Annotated in this window: 25 protein-coding genes and 1 tRNA gene; 24 read left to right on the plus strand and 2 right to left on the minus strand. The window is 41.3% G+C overall.

What is annotated here, in order from left to right; genetic code table 11:
* The first annotated feature begins 79 nt into the window (after window positions 1–79).
* The 20 genes from hprK to ACNQFZ_RS14060 all read left to right on the plus strand — a co-directional run bounded on the left by hprK (window position 80) and on the right by ACNQFZ_RS14060 (window position 17,387).
* On the plus strand, window positions 80–1,015 hold the full coding sequence (gene hprK, locus ACNQFZ_RS13965; protein ID WP_458411946.1) for an HPr(Ser) kinase/phosphatase: 936 nt from the start codon (window positions 80–82) through the stop codon (window positions 1,013–1,015).
* An 18-nt stretch (window positions 1,016–1,033) separates the two neighbouring features.
* Window positions 1,034–1,861 carry a prolipoprotein diacylglyceryl transferase gene (gene lgt / locus ACNQFZ_RS13970; RefSeq protein ID WP_458411947.1) on the plus strand — a complete coding sequence of 276 codons (828 nt, stop codon included), beginning with the start codon at window positions 1,034–1,036 and terminating at the stop codon, window positions 1,859–1,861.
* Window positions 1,862–1,873: 12 nt separating this feature from the next.
* Window positions 1,874–2,818 (plus strand): nucleoside recognition domain-containing protein, encoded by a 945-nt coding sequence (locus tag ACNQFZ_RS13975; RefSeq protein ID WP_458411948.1) that lies wholly within the window; start codon window positions 1,874–1,876, stop codon window positions 2,816–2,818.
* Window positions 2,808–3,455 (plus strand): pyrophosphatase PpaX, encoded by a 648-nt coding sequence (ppaX, locus tag ACNQFZ_RS13980; protein ID WP_458411949.1) that lies wholly within the window; start codon window positions 2,808–2,810, stop codon window positions 3,453–3,455. The genes ACNQFZ_RS13975 and ppaX overlap by 11 nt, the downstream gene beginning before the upstream one ends.
* A complete protein-coding gene (locus tag ACNQFZ_RS13985; RefSeq protein ID WP_458411950.1) occupies window positions 3,452–3,985 on the plus strand; it encodes an acyltransferase in 534 nt (177 codons plus the stop codon). The genes ppaX and ACNQFZ_RS13985 overlap by 4 nt, the downstream gene beginning before the upstream one ends.
* Before the next feature lie 187 nt (window positions 3,986–4,172).
* A complete protein-coding gene (locus tag ACNQFZ_RS13990) occupies window positions 4,173–5,357 on the plus strand; it encodes an ATP phosphoribosyltransferase regulatory subunit (protein ID WP_458411951.1) in 1,185 nt (394 codons plus the stop codon).
* On the plus strand, window positions 5,354–5,992 hold the full coding sequence (hisG, locus tag ACNQFZ_RS13995; protein WP_458411952.1) for an ATP phosphoribosyltransferase: 639 nt from the start codon (window positions 5,354–5,356) through the stop codon (window positions 5,990–5,992). The genes ACNQFZ_RS13990 and hisG overlap by 4 nt, the downstream gene beginning before the upstream one ends.
* Window positions 5,993–7,258, plus strand: a complete 1,266-nt coding sequence (gene hisD / locus ACNQFZ_RS14000) for a histidinol dehydrogenase (protein WP_458411953.1) — start codon at window positions 5,993–5,995, stop codon at window positions 7,256–7,258. It abuts the gene before it with no gap.
* Window positions 7,259–7,301: 43 nt separating this feature from the next.
* Window positions 7,302–7,889, plus strand: a complete 588-nt coding sequence (gene hisB, locus ACNQFZ_RS14005; RefSeq protein ID WP_458411954.1) for an imidazoleglycerol-phosphate dehydratase HisB — start codon at window positions 7,302–7,304, stop codon at window positions 7,887–7,889.
* Window positions 7,889–8,518 (plus strand): imidazole glycerol phosphate synthase subunit HisH, encoded by a 630-nt coding sequence (hisH, locus tag ACNQFZ_RS14010; RefSeq protein WP_458411955.1) that lies wholly within the window; start codon window positions 7,889–7,891, stop codon window positions 8,516–8,518. The genes hisB and hisH overlap by 1 nt, the downstream gene beginning before the upstream one ends.
* Before the next feature lie 6 nt (window positions 8,519–8,524).
* Window positions 8,525–9,256 carry a 1-(5-phosphoribosyl)-5-[(5-phosphoribosylamino)methylideneamino]imidazole-4-carboxamide isomerase gene (hisA, locus tag ACNQFZ_RS14015; RefSeq protein WP_458411956.1) on the plus strand — a complete coding sequence of 244 codons (732 nt, stop codon included), beginning with the start codon at window positions 8,525–8,527 and terminating at the stop codon, window positions 9,254–9,256.
* Entirely contained in the window at window positions 9,256–10,014 is a 759-nt protein-coding gene (gene hisF, locus ACNQFZ_RS14020; protein ID WP_458411957.1) for an imidazole glycerol phosphate synthase subunit HisF, read from the plus strand. Before hisA ends, hisF begins: the two co-directional genes overlap by 1 nt.
* On the plus strand, window positions 10,011–10,649 hold the full coding sequence (gene hisIE / locus ACNQFZ_RS14025; RefSeq protein ID WP_458411958.1) for a bifunctional phosphoribosyl-AMP cyclohydrolase/phosphoribosyl-ATP diphosphatase HisIE: 639 nt from the start codon (window positions 10,011–10,013) through the stop codon (window positions 10,647–10,649). Before hisF ends, hisIE begins: the two co-directional genes overlap by 4 nt.
* Window positions 10,650–10,846: 197 nt before the next feature.
* On the plus strand, window positions 10,847–12,361 hold the full coding sequence (locus ACNQFZ_RS14030) for a tetratricopeptide repeat protein (protein ID WP_458411959.1): 1,515 nt from the start codon (window positions 10,847–10,849) through the stop codon (window positions 12,359–12,361).
* Between the two features lie 131 nt (window positions 12,362–12,492).
* On the plus strand, window positions 12,493–13,437 hold the full coding sequence (gene trxB / locus ACNQFZ_RS14035) for a thioredoxin-disulfide reductase (RefSeq protein WP_458411960.1): 945 nt from the start codon (window positions 12,493–12,495) through the stop codon (window positions 13,435–13,437).
* A gap of 216 nt (window positions 13,438–13,653) precedes the next feature.
* Window positions 13,654–14,121 (plus strand): NUDIX hydrolase, encoded by a 468-nt coding sequence (locus tag ACNQFZ_RS14040; protein WP_458415393.1) that lies wholly within the window; start codon window positions 13,654–13,656, stop codon window positions 14,119–14,121.
* A gap of 16 nt (window positions 14,122–14,137) precedes the next feature.
* Window positions 14,138–15,025, plus strand: coding sequence for an RNase adapter RapZ (gene rapZ / locus ACNQFZ_RS14045; RefSeq protein WP_458411961.1), 888 nt, complete (start codon window positions 14,138–14,140; stop codon window positions 15,023–15,025).
* Between the two features lie 6 nt (window positions 15,026–15,031).
* Window positions 15,032–15,985, plus strand: coding sequence for a gluconeogenesis factor YvcK family protein (locus tag ACNQFZ_RS14050; protein ID WP_458411962.1), 954 nt, complete (start codon window positions 15,032–15,034; stop codon window positions 15,983–15,985).
* A gap of 48 nt (window positions 15,986–16,033) precedes the next feature.
* Entirely contained in the window at window positions 16,034–16,984 is a 951-nt protein-coding gene (gene whiA, locus ACNQFZ_RS14055) for a DNA-binding protein WhiA (RefSeq protein ID WP_458411963.1), read from the plus strand.
* 142 nt (window positions 16,985–17,126) lie between these two features.
* Window positions 17,127–17,387 carry an HPr family phosphocarrier protein gene (locus tag ACNQFZ_RS14060; RefSeq protein WP_458411964.1) on the plus strand — a complete coding sequence of 87 codons (261 nt, stop codon included), beginning with the start codon at window positions 17,127–17,129 and terminating at the stop codon, window positions 17,385–17,387.
* A 76-nt stretch (window positions 17,388–17,463) separates the two neighbouring features.
* On the opposite strand, the gene clpP is transcribed toward ACNQFZ_RS14060, so the two are convergent.
* Window positions 17,464–18,063, minus strand: a complete 600-nt coding sequence (gene clpP, locus ACNQFZ_RS14065; RefSeq protein WP_458415394.1) for an ATP-dependent Clp endopeptidase proteolytic subunit ClpP — start codon at window positions 18,061–18,063, stop codon at window positions 17,464–17,466.
* A gap of 309 nt (window positions 18,064–18,372) precedes the next feature.
* Window positions 18,373–18,444: transfer RNA gene (locus ACNQFZ_RS14070), tRNA-Arg, on the minus strand.
* Window positions 18,445–18,630: 186 nt separating this feature from the next.
* Here ACNQFZ_RS14070 and rpoN point away from each other — a divergent pair.
* The 4 genes from rpoN to gap all read left to right on the plus strand — a co-directional run bounded on the left by rpoN (window position 18,631) and on the right by gap (window position 22,860).
* On the plus strand, window positions 18,631–19,938 hold the full coding sequence (rpoN, locus tag ACNQFZ_RS14075) for an RNA polymerase factor sigma-54 (protein WP_458411965.1): 1,308 nt from the start codon (window positions 18,631–18,633) through the stop codon (window positions 19,936–19,938).
* Between the two features lie 224 nt (window positions 19,939–20,162).
* Entirely contained in the window at window positions 20,163–20,411 is a 249-nt protein-coding gene (locus tag ACNQFZ_RS14080) for a glutaredoxin family protein (RefSeq protein WP_458411966.1), read from the plus strand.
* Window positions 20,412–20,747: 336 nt separating this feature from the next.
* Window positions 20,748–21,785, plus strand: coding sequence for a sugar-binding transcriptional regulator (locus ACNQFZ_RS14085; RefSeq protein WP_458411967.1), 1,038 nt, complete (start codon window positions 20,748–20,750; stop codon window positions 21,783–21,785).
* A gap of 67 nt (window positions 21,786–21,852) precedes the next feature.
* Window positions 21,853–22,860, plus strand: coding sequence for a type I glyceraldehyde-3-phosphate dehydrogenase (gap, locus tag ACNQFZ_RS14090; RefSeq protein ID WP_458411968.1), 1,008 nt, complete (start codon window positions 21,853–21,855; stop codon window positions 22,858–22,860).
* Window positions 22,861–22,971: the final 111 nt, after the last annotated feature.

The following is a 22,971-nucleotide window of genomic DNA, read 5'->3' on the forward strand; positions in this document are numbered from 1 at the left end:
GTAATATAAAATTTCGTGTTTATGCAAAAAAATGCTAAAATATAAAAAAGTATGAACGGATAGTGGAGGAAGCCGAAACATGGTAAAAGTCCGAACAATCGATGTGCTTGAGAAATTTAAATTTGAACTGATTTGCGGAGAAGATGGCGTGAACCGCCCCATAACGACAAGTGATTTGTCGCGTCCTGGGATTGAGCTGGCGGGATTTTTCGATTATTATCCGGCGGAGCGTCTGCAATTATTAGGAAAAACGGAGCTTTCCTTCTTTTCCGAGTTGGATCCTGAGCTTCGCAAAGAACGAATGGAAATGTTATGTACGGATATAACGCCGGGCATTATTATTTCACGAGGCCAGGAGGCGCCGATTGAATTAATTGAAGCAGCTAAAGAAAATGATGTTCCTGTGATTCGTTCTCATTATAAAACGACGCGCTTGTCCAGTCGCCTAACCAATTATTTGGAAAGTCTTCTAGCTCCAACTACTGCTATCCACGGCGTTTTAGTGGATATTTATGGGGTTGGCGTGCTCATTACCGGAAAAAGTGGTGTTGGTAAAAGTGAAACGGCACTGGAGCTTGTGAAGCGCGGCCATCGGTTAATAGCCGATGACTGTGTAGAAATCCGCCAGGAAGATCAGGATACATTAATTGGGAACTCACCGGATTTGATTAAACATTTACTGGAAATTCGCGGCCTTGGCATCATTAATGTAATGACATTGTTTGGTGCCGGAGCCGTTCGCAGTAATAAAAAAATATCATTGGTCATTAACCTTGAGCTTTGGGATCAAACGAAGGTTTATGATAGGCTAGGCCTTGATGAAGAAAAAATAAAAATCATCGATTCAGAAATTCAAAAGCTTACGGTACCTGTTCGCCCTGGACGTAACTTGGCAGTTATTATAGAAGTGGCTGCCATGAACTTCCGCTTGAAGCGAATGGGTGTGAACGCAGCTGAGCAGTTTTCGAATCGTTTGACAGATGTTATTGAAGAAGCAGAGCACGATGATCTGTAAAATACATAAGGAAGTGAAATGATGGAATCCAATATTCAGCATCTTGACCGTGTCTTTTTACATGTAGGGCCATTCACAATTTATTGGTATGGTGTCATTATTGCCTGTGGAGCGATGCTTGGGCTATGGATTGCCCAGCGAGAAAGCATCCGCAGGGGGTTTGCTAAGGAAATATTTATGGACCTTGTTTTATATGCCATTCCCATCGCCATATTATCGGCAAGGGCATACTATGTTATTTTTCAATGGCCATACTATGCGCAACACCCTGGGGAAATTATAAAAATTTGGGAAGGTGGACTTGCCATTCATGGTGGTTTAATCGGGGCAGTGATTACTGGCTATGTTTTTACTAAAAAGCGAAACATATCATTTTGGAAGCTGGCGGATATTGCGGCGCCCAGCATTATCCTAGGACAAGCGATTGGCCGTTGGGGTAACTTCATGAATCAGGAAGCCCATGGCGGGGAAGTGACCCGTGCCTTTTTAGAAGGATTGCATCTGCCTAAATTTATTATCGATCAAATGTATATTAATGGGGTTTATTACCATCCTACTTTTTTATACGAATCACTATGGGATTTCGTTGGATTTATCATTTTGATGTCATTACGAAAAGTGAATTTGAAGCGCGGTGAACTCTTTTTAAGTTATTTAATTTGGTATTCAATCGGCCGCTTCTTTGTAGAAGGTTTACGGACTGATAGCTTAATGTTGACGTCTCATCTCCGTATAGCCCAGGTTATTTCAATCGTTTTAGTTGTGGCTGCGGTTATTATTTGGTGGTACCGACGCTCAAAAGGCTATGCAAAGGTGCGTTATTTAGATCAAGATAAATCTTATTAGGGGAGAGCAGCTTTGAACACAATCAAAAAAGGTTTCATCGTTGGCTTAAAAACAACTTGGATTTTGGGGAAGATTATTTTTCCGATTACATTGGTGATTACATTGCTGCAATATACCCCCGTCCTTGATTGGCTTGTCAAATTGATTGAACCTTTGATGGGGTTTTTAGGATTATCAGGAGACGCGGCTATTCCGTTGGTGCTAGGCTATGTGCTCAACATTTATGCGGCCATTGGTGCGGTTTTGAGTTTGGATTTAACAGTAAAAGAAGTGTTCATTTTGGCGATGATGCTGTCCTTTTGCCATAGCTTGATTATTGAAGCGGCGGTTGCTGCAAAAGTAGGCGTGAAATTATGGATTGTTCTATCTGTGCGTTTTTCTCTCTCCATTCTTTCAGCATTTGTGATTAACCTTGTCTGGCATGGTGGGAGCGGAGCAGCACATTACGGTTTGGTTTCAAATACAGCCAGTGAGCATGTGAGCGGTCTTGGGCCGATGTTTTTACAAGGACTTGAAAAAGCATCATTAGGGATCTTAGAGCTGGCCATGATCGTCATTCCATTGATGGTGATGATTCAGTTTTTGAAGGATTTTAAATTAATTGACCATTTTTCAAGATGGATGGCACCGTTTTTAAAATTATTAGGGATGAAGGCCAATACGTCAACAACGCTTGCGGCCGGTATTTTGTTTGGCCTTGCCTACGGTGCTGGTGTAATGGTGCAGGCTGTAAAAGAGGATGGCGTTTCAAAGAAGGATTTATATTTAGCGTTTATCTTTTTAGTATCCTGCCATGCCGTGATTGAAGACACATTAATTTTTGCACCACTGGGAATTCCTGTTTGGCCGTTGTTGGTCATTCGATTAATAGTGGCGATACTGCTGACATCGATTGTTGCCCTGATTTGGAAACGAGTGGATTTAAATAGCAGAAAGGAAGCGACATATGAAGGTTGATACATTGCTTTTTGATTTAGATGGAACATTGATTAATACAAACGATTTGATTGTTGCCTCATTTCAGCACACACTTGATCATTACTTTCCTGGTCAATATAAAAAAGAGGATATTTTGCAATTTATGGGACCACCGCTCATGGAAAGCTTCAACAAGCTCAATGCGGAGAAGGCGGAGGAGATGGCGCAGTCTTACCGCGATTATAACCATTCAAGACATGATGAGCTTGTGACTGAATTTGAGGGTGTGTATGACACAATAAAAGCTTTACATGAAAAAGGCTACAAGCTTGCGATTGTGACAACGAAGAAGCGTTTTACCGTTGACATGGGGCTGCGCTTAACAAAGCTTGACCAGTTTTTTGATGTCGTCATTGCTTTAGATGATGTTGTACATGCAAAGCCGGATCCAGAGCCGCTTTTAAAAGCGTTGGAGCGCCTAGGCTCAAAGCCAGAGAATGCGATCATGGTCGGTGATAATCAGCATGATATTGAGGGCGGGAAAAATGCAGGAACACGCACAGCAGCTGTGTCTTGGGCATTGAAAGGCCGGGAGTATGTAGAAAGCCTTCATGCAGATTTTATCCTTGAAAAAATGTCTGATTTAATCGACATCCTTGGGGGATTAAATAAGTGAGCAGGAGGACGACCCGCTATCGTGTGACAGAGGCGAATTCATTGTGGCAGGTGTACCAAACGGTTCCGTTTTGGAAGGTCGTTAAAAACTTTGTAGTGATTCAAATGGCTCGCTATAGCCCATTTTTGCCGCTGAAAAATTGGCTTTACCGCAACTTTTTACATATGGAAGTCGGTTCGAATACATCATTTGCCCTAATGGTCATGCCTGATATTATGTTTCCCGAAAAAATAAAAGTTGGAAACAACACGGTCATTGGCTACAACACCACGATTCTTGCCCATGAATATTTGATAAAAGAGTATCGCTTGGGGAACGTTTGGATTGGCAGTGAGGTTTTGATTGGCGCAAATTCGACGATTTTGCCGGGTGTGGTGATCGGTGATGGCGCAATTGTCTCAGCAGGAACGCTCGTTCACAAGGATGTTCCTGCCGGCGCATTTGTCGGTGGCAATCCGATGCGGATTATCTATACGAAAGAGGAAATGGAAGCAAGGGAACAGGAGCAAGAACAAAATAGTTTTGATTAATAAAATAAATTAAATGTAGGCTCGGGGATTTGTTTGGTACCCCGGGCCTATTTGATAAAATATAAGTAAAATATTTTCATAACTATAGCATTTATATTGACGCTTCTCTATTTTAGATGTAAACTAGCTTTATCTTGTTAGCACATTAGCGAACTAAAGGATTTTATGAAAAGGGTGAGTCGGAAATATGTCTAAGCTATTTATGTTCGAAAAGCCGCTTGGGATGAGAGATACCTTGCCTGAGCTTTATGAAACGAAAAAGCAAGCTCGAAATAAAATGATGCAAGAAATCCAGGCGTGGGGCTATCAATCCATCCAAACGCCGACATTAGAATATTTTGACACAGTCGGCACTGCGTCCGCTATTTCAAACCAACAGCTTTTTAAGCTGCTTGATCAACAAGGACATACATTGGTGCTTCGTCCCGACATGACGGCACCGATTGCCAGGGTGGCAGCGTCCAGAATGAAAGGGGAAGGCTACCCGTTACGCTTGGCGTATGATGCGAACGTATTTCGCGCGCAACAGCGGGAAGGCGGCCGCCCGGCAGAGTTTGAGCAAGTTGGTGTTGAGCTGATCGGTGATGCAACATCAAGTGCTGATGCTGAAGTGATTGCGTTAATGGTCGCTGTTTTGAAAAGTGCCGGCCTAGAAAATTTTTCAGTAGCGATCGGCCATGTCGGCTTTGTGAATGCTTTATTTGTTGATATTTTAGGAAATGAGGAGCGCGCCAATACACTTCGCCGCTTTTTATATGAAAAAAATTACGTTGGCTATCGAGAGCACGTCAAAAGCTTGACGCTTTCTTCAATAGATAAACAGCAGTTATTAAATCTATTGCAGCTGCGCGGCGGCCAGCAAATTATCGCTGATGCCCGGGAAATGACGGAAAATAGAAGCGCAAGAAAAGCGATTGAAGAGCTTGACTTGTTGTGGAGCCAATTAGAATGTTATGGTGTGACCGACAATATTAAAATTGATTTAAATATTGTCAGTCATATGAGTTATTACACCGGCGTTTTATTTGAAGGACATGCACAAAACCTTGGCTTCTCATTATGCAGTGGTGGACGTTATGACCAGTTGCTTGAGAAATTCAATCGCCCTACAGCGGCAACAGGCTTTGCCATCCGGTTGGATCGCTTAATTGAAGCCTTGGGCGGGACACAAACGGCAGCTCCGCTTTCACTGATTATTTTTAGCCATGAACGGAGACAGGAAGCAATTGAGCTTGCACGAAGTAAGCGCGAAAAGGGCGTAAGAGTTGTTCTTCAAGATATTGCCGGAATTGAAGATGTTGATTTATTTACAAAACGTTATCAAGATGTTGCCTATTGTATCGGGAAACCTGGGAAGGAGAGCGGGCTATGAGTTCAGAAATGTTAACGATTGCGATGCCGAAAGGGCGAATTTTTGAAGAAGCAGCCGAACTACTAAGACGAGCAGGCTATCAGCTTCCTCCCGAATTTGATGATTCCCGGAAGTTAATCATAGATGTACCGGAAGAAAATATGCGCTTTATTTTAGCGAAGCCGATGGATGTGGCGACCTATGTTGAGCATGGTGTAGCAGATCTCGGCATTGCCGGAAAAGACGTTATGCTTGAAGAAGATCGTGATGTTTACGAAGTGCTGGATTTGAAAATCAGTGCTTGTTATTTAGCGGTGGCTGGCTTACCAACAGCTAGAGCAGTGAGTGTGGCACCAAAAATTGCGACAAAGTATCCACATGTTGCCTCTAAATACTTCCGTGAACAAGGGGAGCAGGTTGAAATCATTAAGCTGAACGGCTCGATTGAGCTTGCCCCATTAATTGGGTTGGCAGAGCGGATTGTCGACATTGTATCGACAGGGCGTACATTAAAGGAAAACGGCTTAGTGGAGCTTGAACGCATTCAAGACATTACTTCACGTTTGATTGTAAATCCAGTTTCCTACCGGATGAAGGATCAAGTGATCGATGAAATGGTTGAGCGCTTATCAACCGTCATTGAAGGAGAGAAATAAATGAAAATCGAAAAAGTAACAGAATCACTATCATTAAAACGAGATTTAGACTCAGGAACAGAAGAGCAGCGCAATGCGGTGTTAGCAATTCTTGAAAATGTAAAGAAACAAGGCGACCAAGCGCTCTTTGATTACACTGCTAAATTTGACGGTGTTAAGCTTACATCTTTAAAAGTAACAGCTGAAGAAATTGAAGAGGCATATGGCATCGTCGACGAACAGCTTGTCGGTTACATTCGCGAAGCAGCGGAAAATATTCGTGATTATCATCGCCGCCAAGTTCGCCAATCATGGATTACTACGGCTCCTGATGGAACGATTTTGGGTCAAAAAATTACCTCATTGGATGCAGTCGGTGTTTACGTTCCAGGCGGTACAGCTGCCTATCCGTCATCCGTATTGATGAATGTTATTCCTGCACAGGTTGCCGGTGTTCCACGGATTGCGATGATTACACCTCCAGGTAAAGACGGCAAGCTGCCAGCAGGTGTACTTGTCGCCGCCAACGAATGTGGTGTGAAAGAAATTTACAAGGCAGGCGGTGCTCAAGCAATCGGCGCCTTAGCTTATGGAACGGAAACAATTAAAGCAGTTGATAAAATAACTGGACCGGGAAATATTTTTGTAGCTTTAGCTAAGCGTGAGGTATTTGGCGATGTCGCAATCGATATGATTGCTGGCCCAAGTGAAATTGTTGTACTTGCTGATGACAGTGCAAATCCAGCCTATGTCGCAGCAGATCTACTTTCCCAAGCAGAGCATGACAAGAGAGCCTCAAGCGTACTTGTTACTCCTTCTATGGAACTTGCTGAAAAGGTTGCGGAGGAAGTAGAAAAGCAGCTTGCGAGCTTGCCACGGGTTGAAATAGCGAGTGCCTCCATTCGTGACTATGGTGCGATTTACGTTACGGAAACGTTGGAACAGGCAATTGACGCCGTGAACGAACTTGCACCGGAGCATCTTGAAGTGGTGACGACAGACCCAATCGGCATTATCGGACAAATCCGCCATGCCGGCGCGATTTTCCTAGGAGAAAACAGCTCAGAGCCAATTGGAGATTATTTTGCCGGGCCTAATCATGTCTTACCAACAAACGGCACGGCTCGTTTCTCAAGCCCATTAAATGTTGATGATTTTGTAAAAAAATCATCCATCATTTCGTACAGCAAAAAAGCTGTCCAAGAAAACGGCCATAAAATTGCAGCGTTGGCACGGCTTGAAGGATTAGAAGCCCATGCCCGTGCAGTGGAACAACGGTTGAAATGATAGTAATTAACATAAATAACGCCTTACTAGGAGGGAAACCAGGATGACACGCGAAGCGAGTATTGAAAGAAGAACAAATGAAACGGATATTAAACTTTCCTTTGCTATTGATGGTGAAGGAAAATCAAATCTGGAAACAAGCGTGCCGTTTTTAACGCATATGCTTGATCTTTTTACAAAGCATGGTCAATTTGATTTAATGATTGATGCTGTTGGTGATGTGGAAATTGATGATCACCACACAACTGAGGATATCGGCATTTGCTTAGGACAAGCCCTAAGAGAAGCGTTAGGTGATAAAAAGGGAATCAAGCGCTACGGCAATGCGTTTGTACCAATGGATGAAGCGTTGGCACAGGTTGTGGTTGACCTGAGCAACCGTCCACACTTTGAGTTTCGTGCGGAGCTCCCAAGTGCACGTGTTGGCACGTTTGACACAGAGCTTGTTCATGAATTTCTATGGAAGCTGGCGCTTGAAGCACGGATGAACTTGCATGTCATCGTTCATTACGGACAGAATACCCACCATATTATTGAAGCGATTTTTAAAGCATTTGGTCGTGCCTTAGATGAAGCAACGATGATCGACCCGCGTGTCAAAGGGGTCCCATCAACGAAAGGAATGTTATAATGATCGGAATCATCGATTACGGGATGGGGAATTTGTACAGCGTCTCAAAAGCGCTTGAACGAATGAACTACAATTATATTGTTACGGATGATCAAGAGAAACTCCATAATTGCAAGGGTTTGATTTTACCGGGCGTTGGCGCGTTTCGCGACGCGATGACGATTTTAAATGAAACTGGCTTAGCCACTTTTATAAAAAATGAAGTTGCCGACGGTAAGCCGCTGTTAGGCATCTGCTTAGGGATGCAGCTTTTATTTGAAGAAAGCGAAGAAAATGGCATCACTACCGGCTTACAATTTTTAAAAGGAAAAATCGTGAAATTTCCAGGCGTAACGGCTGCTGGTGAAAAATATAAGGTGCCCCATATGGGCTGGAATAAGCTGAATTTCCACCATCCGGAATCGGCATTACTGCAAAATGTTGAACAAGGCCACGTGTACTTTGTTCACTCCTATTATGCGGAGCCAGCGAACCCTGATGTTGTTCTAGCAAGCAGCAGCTATGACGTTGAAGTGCCAGCCGTAGTAGGACAGGACAATGTGTACGGCACACAGTTCCATCCGGAAAAAAGCAGTGAAATTGGCTTGTCCATCCTCATGAATTTTGCAGGAATTGTTGAAGGGAGGTAATGCAAGATGACATTTACGATTTATCCGGCAATCGATATGCGCGGCGGCAAATGCGTTCGTCTTTTACAAGGGGATTATAATAAAGAAACGGTTTATGGGGACTCGCCTTTTGCAATGGCAAAGGTGTTTGCTGATGAAGGGGCCGAGTGGATTCACATGGTTGACCTTGATGGTGCCAAAGCGGCAAAGCGGGTTAATCATGAGCATGTGCTTGAGGTGGCCAACAAGCTGAATGTAAAGGTGCAAATCGGCGGAGGCATACGTACGGAAGAGGATGTTGCGTTTTATTTAGAAAATGGCGTGAGCCGCGTCATTCTTGGGAGTGCAGCGATTTCTGACCCTGACTTTGTAAAAGCAATGCTTGCTAAATACGGTGAAAAAATTGCCATCGGCATTGATGCGAAAGACGGCTATGTCGCAACAGAGGGCTGGCTTACTACATCCAATGTAAAAGCAACTGAGCTTGGTAAAACATTAGCGGATGCTGGTGCTGAAGTATTTATTTTTACCGATATTGCGACTGATGGCATGCTTTCAGGTCCGAATGTAAAAGCAATTGTCGAAATGGCTGAGGCAACGGGCAAAGAGGTTATTGCATCGGGCGGTGTCAGTCTGCTTCAGGATTTGATGAATCTGAAAGAATATGAAACTAGCGGTGTTGCTGGTGCAATTGTTGGCAAAGCCTTATATACGAAGCAATTTACCGTGAAGGAAGCGTTAAGCGAGGTGAATCGTTAATGGTAACAAAGCGTATTATTCCTTGCTTAGACGTAAAAGAAGGCCGTGTTGTAAAAGGCGTCCAATTCGTTGAACTTCGCGATGCAGGCGACCCGGTTGAATTGGCTGAGTTTTACGATCAGGAAGGCGCAGATGAGCTGGTTTTCCTCGATATTTCAGCATCCCATGAAGGTCGTGAAACAATGGTTGACGTTGTGGAACGCGTTGCGGCGAAGCTTGCGATTCCATTTACAGTTGGCGGTGGCATTAATACATTAGAGGATATGAAACGGATTTTACGGGCAGGAGCCGATAAGGTATCATTAAATACAGCTGCTGTTAAGCGTCCGGAATTAGTAACAGAAGGTGCGGGATTTTTCGGCTCGCAATGTATCGTTGTTGCCATCGATGCTAAATGGGATGAAGCGTTAGGTTCATGGCGCGTTTATACACATGGCGGCCGTAATGCTACCGACTACGAAGTCATCGCCTGGGCAAAAGAGGTTGTCGAGCGCGGCGCCGGTGAAATCCTGTTAACAAGTATGGACAAGGATGGAGAGAAGTCCGGATTTGACCTTGCATTGACAAAAGCGGTGAGCGAGGCCGTAACTGTTCCTGTCATCGCCTCTGGCGGCGCCGGCAATGCCGACCACTTTGTCGATGCATTTGTTGAGGGAAAAGCCGATGCAGCGTTGGCGGCTTCTATTTTTCATTATAAAGAAACATCAGTAAGAGAAGTTAAAGACTATCTCCGGAAAAAAGGAGTGAATGTTCGATGAACGTTTCACAAGTAAAGTTTGACGAAAAAGGATTAATCCCTGCCATCGTTCAAGATGCAGTCAGCAAAGAGGTGCTTACCCTTGCTTATATGAACGAGGTATCTTTGCAAAAATCATTGGAAACAAAAGAAACATGGTTTTGGAGCCGTTCGCGTGCAGAACTTTGGCACAAAGGGGAAACATCAGGCAATACCCAAAAAATTATTGATATCAAATATGATTGTGACCAGGATGCGTTAGTTGTACTTGTTGTACCAGCCGGTCCTGCCTGCCATACAGGTTCATACAGCTGCTTCAATGGCTCGCTGTTCGCTGAGGGTGAAGCTTCTACTGCAGTTACTGGCTCTGACCGTTTTGCAATCATCAATGAGCTTGAAAAAGTCATTGCTGAGCGTGAAGCTGAAATGCCGGAAGGAGCCTATACAACGTATTTATTTGATAAAGGCGTAGATAAGATTTTGAAAAAAGTTGGTGAAGAAGCAACTGAGGTTGTCATTGCAGCTAAAAACCGCAGCCATGAGGAGTTAAAATGGGAAGTTGCAGACCTTATTTACCACTTGCTTGTCTTGCTTCGTGAACAAAAGCTTCCGCTTGATGTGGTATTAAAAGTGCTTGAGGAAAGACATGCAAAATAAAGTTATTTGAAATAGAGTATGATGCTCCGTTTGAAATCAGCGGTGGTCATACTCTATTTTGCTTTTCCTTACCTTCCAATTTTTATAGTAATTCATTACAAATGTCGCCAATATCTTAAAGCGTCCACTGCTGAAGTGTGATATACTAACTTAGGTAATTATAAAGTCATATGAAATAGCCAACTATTGGAGGTTATATGGAAACACGTAAATATAATACGAACCATGCTATCGGGCAGATTGTCCAGTTTGCGCAAGATGGAGAGTATTTTTTCAAAAAAGGAATTAAATATTATCGCCGACGCGAGTTATATAAAGCGAAGAAATATTTTGAAAGAGCGATCCAATTTGATCCAAAAGAACCGGTATTTTTGTGTCAGCTTGCTGTTGTTTTGGCAGAATTGGGTGAGTTTGATGAATCCAACGAAATATTGCTTGAAATTGTTCAAAAGCTGGAGCCGGAAATGTATGAATGCTATTCATTTCTGGCTAATAACTGTGCCTATTTAGGCTTGTTTCAAGAAGCAAAAAAGTATGCGAAGCAATATCTCGAAAATGCACCGGAGGGTGAATTTTACGAGGATACAGAAGATTTGCTAGATCTTTTAAGTATTGAAACAAATGAATTTGATGGCATCCATGGTCAAGAGGACGAGCTCATCGTAAGGCAGGAAACAGCACGCGAGCTACTTGAGAATGGAAAGCTAAAAGAAGCAAGCGCGATGCTACAGAAGATTGTGAAGGAGTATCCGGAATTTTGGTATGCTCATAACAATTTATCTCTAGCTCAGTTTTATCTTGGCAACGTAAGTAAAGCGATTAAAATTGCGCAGGATGTGCTAAAGAAAAATGAAGGGAATCTTCATGCTTTATGCAATCTAGCGGTTTATTATCATTATCTTGGCCGTGACAAGGAAGTTGACCATATCGTTAATCAGTTGAACGTTGTCTATCCGATTGATATGGATCACCGTTCAAAGCTCGGGGTTACTTTTGCATTATTGGGCCAATATGAAAGTGCATTTAAATGGCTGCGCTGGCTGCAAAAGTTCGGGTATGAGGGGGATGGAGCTTTTTATTATTGGCTGGCTGTTTCCGCTTATTACACAAACCGCAAGCAATTGGCGGAAGAAATGTGGCAGAGAGTGATTAAGCTTAATCCTGAGAAAAAAGGTGCAGAACCGTGGTTGAAAGCCCAATCCCAGCCTAAAGGAAAAGCAGCCCAGCAATCGATGATCCAGCAGTTTAAGGAGACGGACAGCGAGGAAAAAAAGTTTTTAATCTTACTTTTATTAAATCGTTCAGGAAATAATGAGGCGTTAGAGGAAATCAACGCCTATCTTATCGCAAATGACGAATCAGAGGCCATTAAAGAATTTTCAAATTTAATGTTGAACAAACTAAGTAACAAAAGTTCAATGCTTCACTTGCGTTTAATAGAGGGTTTACATGTTATTGATGCACTTGCTGATCAATGTACATGGCCGCACGTACTTGAACAAAAAATTTATATGCTTTGGTTTCGAATTTTGGTTCATGCCCTTGATTCACAAGTTAGTTTTAAAAATAGCAACGCTTGGGCCGCGGCGATTGAATATTGCTGTTTACGGGCAGAAGATTATCAAGTGACCCAAAAGGATATGGCTGAAAAATATGAGATTTCCACGTCTACGTTAAGAAAATACATGAATCATATAACAGAACTAGTATGAGCATTTAAATAGACGAAAATCGGCAAATTGAGTACAATTCAGGCATAGGGGTATGGGGTATACAAATCAACAGCCTCTTTATCAAAATTGTATGAAACGTTGCCAAATAATCGGTAAAGGAGAACTGGACGATGAGTGAAGAAAAAATTTGGGATGTCATTATTGCGGGAGCTGGTCCGGCAGGGATGACAGCAGCTGTATATACATCAAGAGCAAACTTATCTACGTTAATGATTGAACGCGGTATGCCAGGTGGACAAATGGCCAATACGGAAGAGGTTGAAAACTACCCTGGCTATGAATCGATTCTAGGCCCTGATTTATCTACAAAAATGTTCGAGCATGCGAAAAAATTCGGTGCTGAATATGCTTATGGTGAAATCAAACAGATCATCAACGAAGATCCCTACAAAATTGTCGATTGCGGCAATAAGCAATATAAAGCAAAAGCCGTTATTATTACAACTGGTGCGCAGCATAAAAACCTTAATATTCCAGGTGAAAAGGAATTGGGCGGCCGCGGTGTTTCTTATTGTGCCGTTTGTGATGGCGCGTTTTTTAAAGGCAAAGAATTAGTTGTGATTGGCGGGGGGGACTCTGCAGTTGAAGAGGGCGTATATTTAACACGGTTTGCTTCAAAGGTAACATTAATTCACCGCCGTGATGAATTGCGTGCGCAAAAGATTCTCCAAAAACGTGCATTTGAAAACGAGAAAATGGAGATTATGTGGTATAACGTGCCAAAGGAAATTAAAGGAACAGACGGCAAGGTCTCCAGCATCTTAATTGAAGATGTGAACACCGGCGAACAACGCGACTTTAAAACAGATGGTGTGTTTATCTATGTAGGCCTTGTGCCATTAAGTGAGCCATTCAAAAGTTTAGGCATTACAAATGAGAATGGCTATATTGAAACAAATGATGTAATGGAAACAAAAGTGCCGGGAATTTTCGCAGCTGGCGATATTCGTGAAAAAATGCTTCGTCAAATTGTTACAGCAACTGGTGATGGAAGTATTGCTGCCCAAAGTGCACAGCATTATATTGAAGAACTAAATGAAAAGATTAAAGCATAAAGTAGAAAAGGGGTTTTCTTACTAGTACGAGGCAACTGCACGCGAACGAGTGCAGCGGTGCCTGACTACTAAGACAGCCTCTCTTTTCTGTGGATGTAAATTGTTACCTTACCGTAATAATAGTATAATTATCTTATTGGTGAAAAGGTAAGGGTTCGTCACATATCCTGGAAGCCTATGTTTGCTCCTATTAGTGGAGATTGTACGGAAAAAGGGGTGAAAGTATTGCAGCGGATAACGAATTGTGTTCTACGGAAAGGTGACAAAATTCTTCTTTTGCAAAAGCCAAGCCGTGGCTGGTGGGTTGCACCGGGTGGTAAAATGGAGTTAGGGGAATCTGTAAAAGAATCTGTCGTTCGCGAGTATCTCGAAGAGACAGGGGTTACTTTGAAAAATCCGACTGTCAAAGGGATTTTTACAATAAATATTAAAGAGAATGATCAAGTCATTTCAGAGTGGATGATGTTTACATTCGTCGCTGATGAATATGACGGGGTGAATCTCGAGGAGTCTAGGGAAGGAAAGATTAAGTGGCACACGGTGGACGAGGTATTGCAGCTACCGATGGCACCGGGTGATTACTATATTCTTGAGCATTGCATGAAAGGCAATGGGCAGGTGTATGGAACATTCACGTATACACCACAATTTGAACTCCTTTCCCATCGCCTAGATCCATCATAGAAAGGTGAAAATAGAAATGGCTACAGTAAATCAAGAAGTTCAGATGGTTATTATAACTGGGATGAGTGGGGCAGGTAAAACTGTTGCTGTTCAAAGTTTTGAAGACCTTGGCTTCTTTTGTGTGGATAATTTACCTCCGACATTACTGCCAAAGTTTATGGAATTAGTCAAAGAGTCCGGTAATAAAATGAATAAAATTGCCTTAGTAATGGATTTACGTGGGCGTGAGTTTTTTGACACCTTAGTTGATGCAATCGACAGTATCGGTGAAGCCAACTGGATTACTCCGCAAATTCTATTCTTAGATGCAAGTGATCAAGTGTTGGTAAGTCGTTATAAGGAAACAAGGCGCTCCCATCCGTTAGCAAAAAGCGGCCTGCCTTTGGAAGGAATTCAGCTTGAGAGAGAAATACTAGATGAATTAAAAGGCCGGGCCCAACATATTATCGATACTTCTGAACTGACTCCTAGAATGCTTCGGGAGAGAATCATTAGCGGCTTTTCCAAGGAAAGTCAGCAAACTTTTAGTGTGAATGTAATTTCCTTTGGTTTTAAATACGGGCTGCCCATTGATGCTGACTTGGTATTTGATGTGCGTTTTTTACCGAATCCGCATTATATTGATTCGCTTCGACCGAAAACGGGTCTTGATGAAGAGGTTTCATCCTATGTTTTAAAACAGCCGGAGACACAAAAGTTTCTTGAAAAATTAATTGATTTATTAGCCTTTATGTTGCCGCATTATAAGCGTGAAGGGAAAAGCCAGCTCGTGATTGCCATCGGCTGTACCGGTGGCCAGCATCGTTCTGTGACCATTGCCGAATATATCGGAAAACATTTTGAAAAAGATTATGTTGTCAATCGTGGTCACCGGGACATTGAAAAAAGGAAGGGAAAAAGGTAACTATACATGGAATGGAGAAAATTGCCTAAAATTGTAGTGATTGGTGGAGGCACTGGGTTGCCGGTGCTTCTCCGCGGACTCAAACGTTACCCAATCGATATCACTGCGATTGTTACTGTGGCTGATGATGGAGGAAGCTCCGGAAGACTCCGAAATGATTTGCATATACCGCCGCCAGGTGATATTCGCAATGTATTAGCAGCCTTATCAGAGGTCGAACCGCTGATTGAAAGCTTGTTTCAGCATCGCTTCCGTAAGGGCAATGAACTATCAGGGCATGCCCTCGGTAATTTGCTGCTTGCGGCGATGACGAATATTACTGGTGATTTTGTAAGCGGTATACGGGAAATGAGCAAGGTACTCAATGTAAAAGGCAAGGTCTTGCCCGCAGCAAATCGTGGGATTATCCTCCATGCAGAATTGGAAGATGGGACCGTGGTTACGGGCGAATCGAAAATTCCTGATGCCAATAAAAAAATTAAACGTGTGTTTCTATCTCCACCTGATGTCGAACCGCTTTCTGAAACACTGGATGAAATTAATAATGCAGATATCATTGTAATTGGTCCAGGAAGCTTATATACTAGTATTTTACCAAACCTGCTTGTCAAAAAAATTGGCCAGCAGCTTTGCCACTCTAAAGCAAAAAAACTATATGTCTGCAATGTGATGACGCAAGCGGGGGAAACGATTGGTTTTTCGGCTAGTGATCACGTTAAAGTACTATACGACCATCTAAAATGCGCATTTTTGGATAGCATCATCGTCAATGACGCCGCGCTCCCAACTGAAATTTTACAAAGGTATAAAGTAGAAAATGCTGAACCAGTTCAATATGACCGAGAAAAGTTGCTAACCTATGGGCTTGAAATCATCAATAAAGATTTAGTCCAGATTAACAATGGAGTAGTTCGACATGATACTGAAAAGATAGCAAACGTTATATATTCTTTATTGTAAGGGCATACGTCAATGTGTGTCTGAGAAAACAGAAGGGGGTGTGAAAATTTGTCTTTTGCTTCTGAGACTAAAAAAGAGTTAACAACACTTGATATAAAAAATTGTTGTGCAAAAGCAGAGCTTTCCGCTCTCATTCGAATGAATGGTTCCATGTCTTTTATGAATCGAAAAATAGCTGTTGATGTTCAAACTGAAAATGCCGCGATTGCCAGAAGAATTTATTCATTGCTAAAAAGAGAGTATGATATTGCTGTTGAACTTTTAGTTAGAAAGAAAATGAGATTGAAAAAAAACAATGTTTATATTGTTAGACTCGTTCAAGATGCGAAAGAGATCCTTGAGGATCTTGGCATATTGGGGGATGGATTCAAATTTATTCGGACGATTTCAGATCAATTTTTAAAGAAAAAGTGTTGCAAACGCTCTTATCTGCGTGGGGCTTTCCTTGCGGGTGGATCGGTGAATAATCCGGAAACGTCTTCCTACCATCTTGAAATTTTTTCATTATATGAAGAACATAATCAATCGTTATGCAATTTAATGAATTCCTTTAACTTAAATGCAAAAACGCTGGAACGTAAAAAAGGCTATATTACGTATTTAAAGGAAGGAGAAAAAATAAGCGAGCTTCTCAATATCATTGGTGCGCACCAAGCATTGCTTCATTTTGAAGATGTCCGGATTGTCCGTGATATGCGGAATTCGGTCAATCGTCTCGTTAATTGTGAAACAGCGAACTTGAATAAAACCATTGGGGCGGCGATTCGGCAAGTTGAAAATATCCGATATATCCAAGACACCGTTGGCCTTGAAACACTTCCGGAAAAACTTCGTGAAATTGCCGAATTACGAATTACGTATCAGGATGTGACGCTGAAGGAATTAGGGGAAATGGTGTCAGGCGGACAGATTAGTAAATCTGGCATCAACCATCGCTTGCGAAAAATTGATGAGATTGCAGAAAAATTACGTATAGGTGAAACCGGTTTTAATTCTTAACCGTATTAGTGAATAAGTACTGCATGTATAAATTTACAAAAAAGAGATAATACAGATTTGTAACAATGACGAAACAATTTTAGTGACTCACTCTGTTACAATAAGATAAAATGGGGTTGTGTATGACAAGGAGGAGAATATTTTGATAGAAAAGACGGTTACAGTAAAGTTAAAGACTGGCCTTCAAGCCCGTCCTGCAGCATTGTTCGTTCAAGAGGCCAATCGCTTTTCTTCTGACGTATTTTTAGAAAAGGAAGGAAAAAAGGTAAATGCCAAAAGTATCATGGGCTTAATGAGTTTAGCCGTTGAATCTGGTGCAGATATTAAGCTTATTGTTGAAGGCCATGATGAACAGGATGCGATTGAAAAACTTGCTGAATTTATTGAAAAAGATCATATTTAGTAAATATTCCAGCCGTAATTTGACTGTTTACAAAAAAGCTTCCGCGCACTTGCCGGAAGCTTTTTTGTGGTTCTATTTATTTTTTCTCTTCGTTTTGGCTTTTTGTGATTACTTTATCAATTAAACCATATTCACGTGCCTGTTCAGCATCCATGAAATTATCGCGTTCCGTATCGCGGTTGATGACTTCAATTGGTTGTCCTGATCTTTCAGCCATAATTGCATTTAACTTTTCACGCATTCTAATAATACGTCTAGCATGAATTTCGATATCTGTTGCCTGTCCTTGTGTTCCGCCAAGTGGCTGGTGAATCATGATTTCGCTGTTTGGAAGCGCAAAGCGTTTACCTGTAGCACCAGCAGTAAGTAGGAATGCACCCATTGAAGCAGCCATACCAATACAGATTGTTGAAACATCAGGCTTAATAAACTGCATTGTATCATAAATAGCCATACCAGCTGTAATCGATCCCCCTGGGCTGTTTATGTAAAGGGAAATATCTTTGTCTGGATCTTCAGCAGCTAAGAATAGAAGCTGAGCAACGATAGAGTTTGCTACAGTATCATCAATCGCTGTTCCTAGAATAATGATTCTGTCCTTTAAAAGTCTTGAATAAATATCATAAGCTCTTTCTCCACGATTTGTTTGTTCAATAACCGTTGGAATTAAATGCATGTTCATTAAAAATCCTCCCTTATCTGTAATTTACCTACTAATTTAAATATACATGCATGGTCAATTAAGGTCAAACGAGACGTATGTAATCCTGCGCTTTTTTCAGCTTTACCTATTTTCCCTGAAATTAAACCATATGAATGCTTTAATTAAGAATATGAGATTAGCTATTATATTATTCTATAAGAAAGGTTGACTTTCCTTTATGTAATAAAAAAACACCCCCACACGCTGGCTTGGCAGCATGCAGGAGTGTTTCGGTTTCAATAAATCCGCGCATCCACATGTGACGCGGCTTTACCATAAATACGCCCTCGGAGGGAATCGAACCCCCAGTACAAGAACCGGAATCTTGTGTGTTATCCATTACACCACGAGGGCAAACATGACGAACTTTATTATAAATAAGATTTTCACTTTTTGCAAGTGGTAAATCCCACAAAGTAAATTATTGTCCACAAACAAAGGAATTTTATAAAATTTCTCGAAAATTTAATCAAAAAGAGAAAGCGTTTCCATACAATAATTATAAAAACCATTGTAAAATGTATTATAGGGGGAGTACACATGAAACAAGGTCTTGTGCAACAGCAAACTACTAAGCTTGTCATGACAAATGAACTGAGGCAAGCAATCTCATTGCTCCAATTTTCTTCAACCGAACTCATTCATTACTTGCAGGAACAGGCTATGGAAAACCCACTCTTAAGTATTGAATCATTTCGGATTGAATCTACACGCAATCGGAAAACAAAGAAGAGCACCCCTCAGGCAGGACAGACTATGTCAAAGGTAGACCTACAACAAACAAAAATGACGATTCATGACCATTTATTGAAGCAGGTCGGCCTTTTAAATGTTAACATAAAAGAAAAGCAAATTTTAAACTATATCATTTTATCAATTAATCAAGCTGGCTATTTTGTTGGCAATATTGAGGAAATTAGCCATCGATTTTCTGTGCCGACAGCGACTACAGAAAGCTTATTGGAAAAAATTCAAGAATGTGAGCCCCTTGGCATTGGCGCCCGTAGCCTCCAAGAGTGCTTACTTATCCAAATGAAAAACTTAAAAAACAGAAACCCGCTGGCAGAAAGCATTGTTGCTGATTATTTGCAGGAGCTGGCAGACCGTAAATGGAAAGAAATTGGTGCGAAGCTGGGGGAGCCTGTTGAAAAGGTTCAAGAGGTTTTTGACTTCATTCAAACACTCGACCCAAGGCCTGGAAGCGCTTTTAATGAAGATGTTCCGAATTATATTACTCCTGATATGTTTGTTAAGAGCGAGAATGGTAGCTTAATCGTTAGTTTTAATGAGCGGGTGATTCCTTCTATAAAACTTGATAACAGCTATGAAAGATTTGTGGGCGAAAAGGATGAAGGAGCAAATAAATATATAAGGGAAAAGCTTGATCAGATTTATTTTATCAAACGAGCCTTTGAGCAGCGTTTTGAAACCATGAAGAAAGTGATGAATGCTATTATCGAAAGGCAAACGGATTTCTTTCTAAAGGAGTGTGGTAAATTAAAGCCTTTAACAATGAAGGATGTTGCACAAATGATTGATGTCCATGAATCAACAGTCAGCCGGACAGTAAATGGAAAATACGTGCAAACCTCGAAAGGTGTGTTTGAATTGAGGCATTTCTTCTCATCGACCATTCAAACAGAGGATGTCGAGGATGCTTCTTCAAAAGCTGTTAAAGAAGCACTAAGAACAATCGTAAATGAAGAAAATAAGAAGAAGCCATTATCAGACCAAGATATAGCAGCCATTCTAAAGGAGAAGTATAATTATAATATCTCACGAAGAACGGTAGCGAAGTACCGAGAGCAGCTTGGAATTCTAGCATCTTCAAAACGAAAACGATATTAACTTCATTCAGTAGAAGTCTCCCACCCTACCATAGGTGGCGGGATGAATGCAAATTTCATTTTCATTAAATATGGATATAAAAACTACTGAATGAAGTTAATGCCACCGGCGGATGCCTCAGATTTTTAGAGGTAATTTATCGAGCAAGCTCGATAAAATCTGGGCGCAAATACGCCGAGGCGTATTTGATTCACATTCTTATAAAGGGGACATATACTAGTACTATGAAACAGCCAATCCAAGTAAATTTATATACAAGGACCGTATGTCCGCTCTGTGATAAAGCAAAATCACTTTTATTAGATTTGGCAAAGGAAATTCCGCTTGTAATCAATGAAATTGATATCTATAAAGACGACGAATTGCTTGAGAAATATCAACTTATGATTCCTGTTATTGAAATTGATGGCGAACAAGTTGATTACGGGATGGTTGAAGTGGAGACGATTCGGAGTTTCTTAAAGTCGAAATGAGGGCATATTTGTTGAATGATAAAATTATTCCTGTTACAATTAACTATATTCAGTTGAAGTTTCCCAATTCCATAAATGGTGAGATGATTGCGAATCAGTATCCTATTTGGTGTGGTACAAATGTCAACTGAATATAGTGAAGCCTCCGGCGGATGCCTCAGATTTTTTAAAGGTAATTTATCGAGCAAGCTCGATAAAATCTGGGCGCAAATGTGCCGAGGCACATTTGATTACATGCAGGAGTGATTTTTTTTACCTCTAGTGGGACATAATTTGACTTAACGGGACAAAAAATGTCCATGATTGGTAAAAAAACTTTAAAAGGGAAGTATTTGGATGGAAACACTATTGAAAATTCAACAAAAATTATTACCTGATCTTCTAGAGGTTATGCATGTGCGCTATCAAATTTTGAAATACATTCGTTTAATGGAGCCCATTGGCAGGAGGATTTTAGCCACCCATTTGGGGATGACAGAGCGGGTCCTGCGCTCAGAGATTCTTTTTCTAAAAGAACAGGGTCTCGTGAATGTATCGTCTGGCGGAATGAGTTTGACATCGGAAGGCAGAGGAATCATTAAGGAACTGGAGCCGGTTATAAAGGAAGTGTCCGGTTTAAAAGAATTGGAGAAGCAAGTAAGAGCAATATTAAACATTGAAGAAGTCATCATTGTGGCCGGTAATAGCGATGAAAATGAAGTAGTAAAAAAAGAAATGGGAAGAGCCTGCGCCAGCTGCATGAGGCGGAAATTTCTTTCGAAAAATATTATCTCCATCACCGGCGGGTCAACGCTTGCAGCAGTAGCGGATTTAATGTCGCCTGATGGCGAGGGCTGTGAGTTGATGTTTTTACCCGCTCGAGGCGGCTTGGGTGAATATGTAGAAAATCAAGCCAATACCATCGTCGCGAAAATGGCTGACAAAACAATGGGGCAATATAAGCTTTTACATGTTCCTGATCAAGTGAGTGATGATGTGTATGCTTCCCTTATTGAAGAGCCTGCAATCAAGGAAATTTTAGAGATGATTAGACAATCAAGCATGGTTGTACACGGAATTGGGGATGCTATGATAATGGCAAAACGGCGCAAAACCGATTCTGAGACCTTGCAAAAAATTCAAGATGGGCAAGCGGTCGGTGAGGCATTTGGATATTATTTTAATGGGGCTGGGGAAGTCGTTCATAAAGTAACGACTATTGGTCTGCAATTGGAATATTTAGAACAGGTTCCCTGTGTCATTGCCGTTGCAGGCGGGGCTTCAAAAGCACAGGCCATTTCATCGGTAATGAAGCAAAGCCGAGGTCAACATGCGATTCTTGTTACTGATGAAAGTGCCGCGAAAGCAATAGTCAGGGATACAAAGAAGGAATAATTTATAGCAAATCCATTCATTTTGAATGTTGATGAATAGTCTAGAGATTTTTAAGGAGGAATTTATAATGACAGTTAAAGTTGGGATTAACGGTTTTGGTAGGATAGGTCGTAATGTTTTGCGGGCGGCAATTCATAATCCAAATATTGAAATTGTCGCTATTAATGATTTAACAGATGCTCAAATGCTGGCGCATTTATTACAATATGATTCAGTCCATGGCACTTTTGAAAAAAAGGTTGACGTTAATGGCAATAATATCGTTGTAGAAGGAAAGGAAATTATCGTAAAAGCAGAGCGCGACCCTGCAAATTTAGGATGGGGTGACCTTGGTGTAGAGGTTGTCGTGGAATCTACAGGTCGTTTTACAAAACGCGCCGATGCTGCAAAACATTTAGAGGCTGGGGCAAAGAAAGTAATTATTTCAGCACCTGCTACAGATGAAGACATTACAATCGTGATGGGTGTGAATAATGAAAAATATGATCCTGCAAATCATCATGTCATTTCAAATGCATCATGTACAACAAACTGTCTAGCACCGTTTGCAAAGATTTTACATGAAAAATTTGGAATTAAGCGTGGGATGATGACGACAGTCCACTCTTATACAAATGATCAGCAAATTTTAGACTTGCCGCATAAGGATTACCGCCGTGCCCGTGCTGCTGCAGAGTCTATTATTCCTACAACAACGGGGGCAGCAAAAGCTGTTGCTTTAGTACTTCCTGAGTTGAAAGGAAAATTAAACGGAATGGCGATGCGCGTGCCAACTCCAAACGTATCATTAGTAGACTTGGTGGCTGAGCTTGAGAAGGATACAACAGTTGAAGAAATAAATGCTGCTTTAAAAGAGGCTGCTGAAGGACCATTAAAAGGAATTTTAAATTACAGTGAGCTTCCATTAGTATCAAGAGATTACAATGGTGCATCCGTTTCATCAACCATTGATGCCTTATCAACCATGGTAATCGAAGGAAATATGGCGAAGGTTGTATCTTGGTATGACAATGAAACTGGTTATTCTCATCGTGTCGTTGATTTAATTGATTTTATTGCGAAAAAGGGACTGTAAGTGGAATAAGGGGGGATTTGGGACATTAGAACCGTCCCCATGTTCCAAAATTTCATAAAATTTGTTAAGAACAATAGTGAACTGTTTACAAGGAAAGTTTATAATAATGTA

It is taken from the genome of Schinkia acidoalkalinis (assembly GCF_054301215.1).

What these genes read in the sequence shown, in the direction of transcription:
- hprK (WP_458411946.1), top strand. Translation starts at nt 80, where the DNA reads ATGGTAAAAGTCCGAACAATCGATGTGCTTGAGAAATTTAAATTTGAA.
- lgt (WP_458411947.1), top strand. Translation starts at nt 1,034, where the DNA reads ATGATGGAATCCAATATTCAGCATCTTGACCGTGTCTTTTTACATGTA.
- ppaX (WP_458411949.1), top strand. Translation starts at nt 2,808, where the DNA reads ATGAAGGTTGATACATTGCTTTTTGATTTAGATGGAACATTGATTAAT.
- ACNQFZ_RS13990 (WP_458411951.1), top strand. Translation starts at nt 4,173, where the DNA reads ATGTCTAAGCTATTTATGTTCGAAAAGCCGCTTGGGATGAGAGATACC.
- hisG (WP_458411952.1), top strand. Translation starts at nt 5,354, where the DNA reads ATGAGTTCAGAAATGTTAACGATTGCGATGCCGAAAGGGCGAATTTTT.
- hisD (WP_458411953.1), top strand. Translation starts at nt 5,993, where the DNA reads ATGAAAATCGAAAAAGTAACAGAATCACTATCATTAAAACGAGATTTA.
- hisB (WP_458411954.1), top strand. Translation starts at nt 7,302, where the DNA reads ATGACACGCGAAGCGAGTATTGAAAGAAGAACAAATGAAACGGATATT.
- hisH (WP_458411955.1), top strand. Translation starts at nt 7,889, where the DNA reads ATGATCGGAATCATCGATTACGGGATGGGGAATTTGTACAGCGTCTCA.
- hisA (WP_458411956.1), top strand. Translation starts at nt 8,525, where the DNA reads ATGACATTTACGATTTATCCGGCAATCGATATGCGCGGCGGCAAATGC.
- hisF (WP_458411957.1), top strand. Translation starts at nt 9,256, where the DNA reads ATGGTAACAAAGCGTATTATTCCTTGCTTAGACGTAAAAGAAGGCCGT.
- hisIE (WP_458411958.1), top strand. Translation starts at nt 10,011, where the DNA reads ATGAACGTTTCACAAGTAAAGTTTGACGAAAAAGGATTAATCCCTGCC.
- ACNQFZ_RS14030 (WP_458411959.1), top strand. Translation starts at nt 10,847, where the DNA reads ATGGAAACACGTAAATATAATACGAACCATGCTATCGGGCAGATTGTC.
- trxB (WP_458411960.1), top strand. Translation starts at nt 12,493, where the DNA reads ATGAGTGAAGAAAAAATTTGGGATGTCATTATTGCGGGAGCTGGTCCG.
- rapZ (WP_458411961.1), top strand. Translation starts at nt 14,138, where the DNA reads ATGGCTACAGTAAATCAAGAAGTTCAGATGGTTATTATAACTGGGATG.
- ACNQFZ_RS14050 (WP_458411962.1), top strand. Translation starts at nt 15,032, where the DNA reads ATGGAATGGAGAAAATTGCCTAAAATTGTAGTGATTGGTGGAGGCACT.
- clpP (WP_458415394.1), bottom strand. Translation starts at nt 18,063, where the DNA reads ATGCATTTAATTCCAACGGTTATTGAACAAACAAATCGTGGAGAAAGA.
- rpoN (WP_458411965.1), top strand. Translation starts at nt 18,631, where the DNA reads ATGAAACAAGGTCTTGTGCAACAGCAAACTACTAAGCTTGTCATGACA.
- ACNQFZ_RS14080 (WP_458411966.1), top strand. Translation starts at nt 20,163, where the DNA reads ATGAAACAGCCAATCCAAGTAAATTTATATACAAGGACCGTATGTCCG.
- ACNQFZ_RS14085 (WP_458411967.1), top strand. Translation starts at nt 20,748, where the DNA reads ATGGAAACACTATTGAAAATTCAACAAAAATTATTACCTGATCTTCTA.
- gap (WP_458411968.1), top strand. Translation starts at nt 21,853, where the DNA reads ATGACAGTTAAAGTTGGGATTAACGGTTTTGGTAGGATAGGTCGTAAT.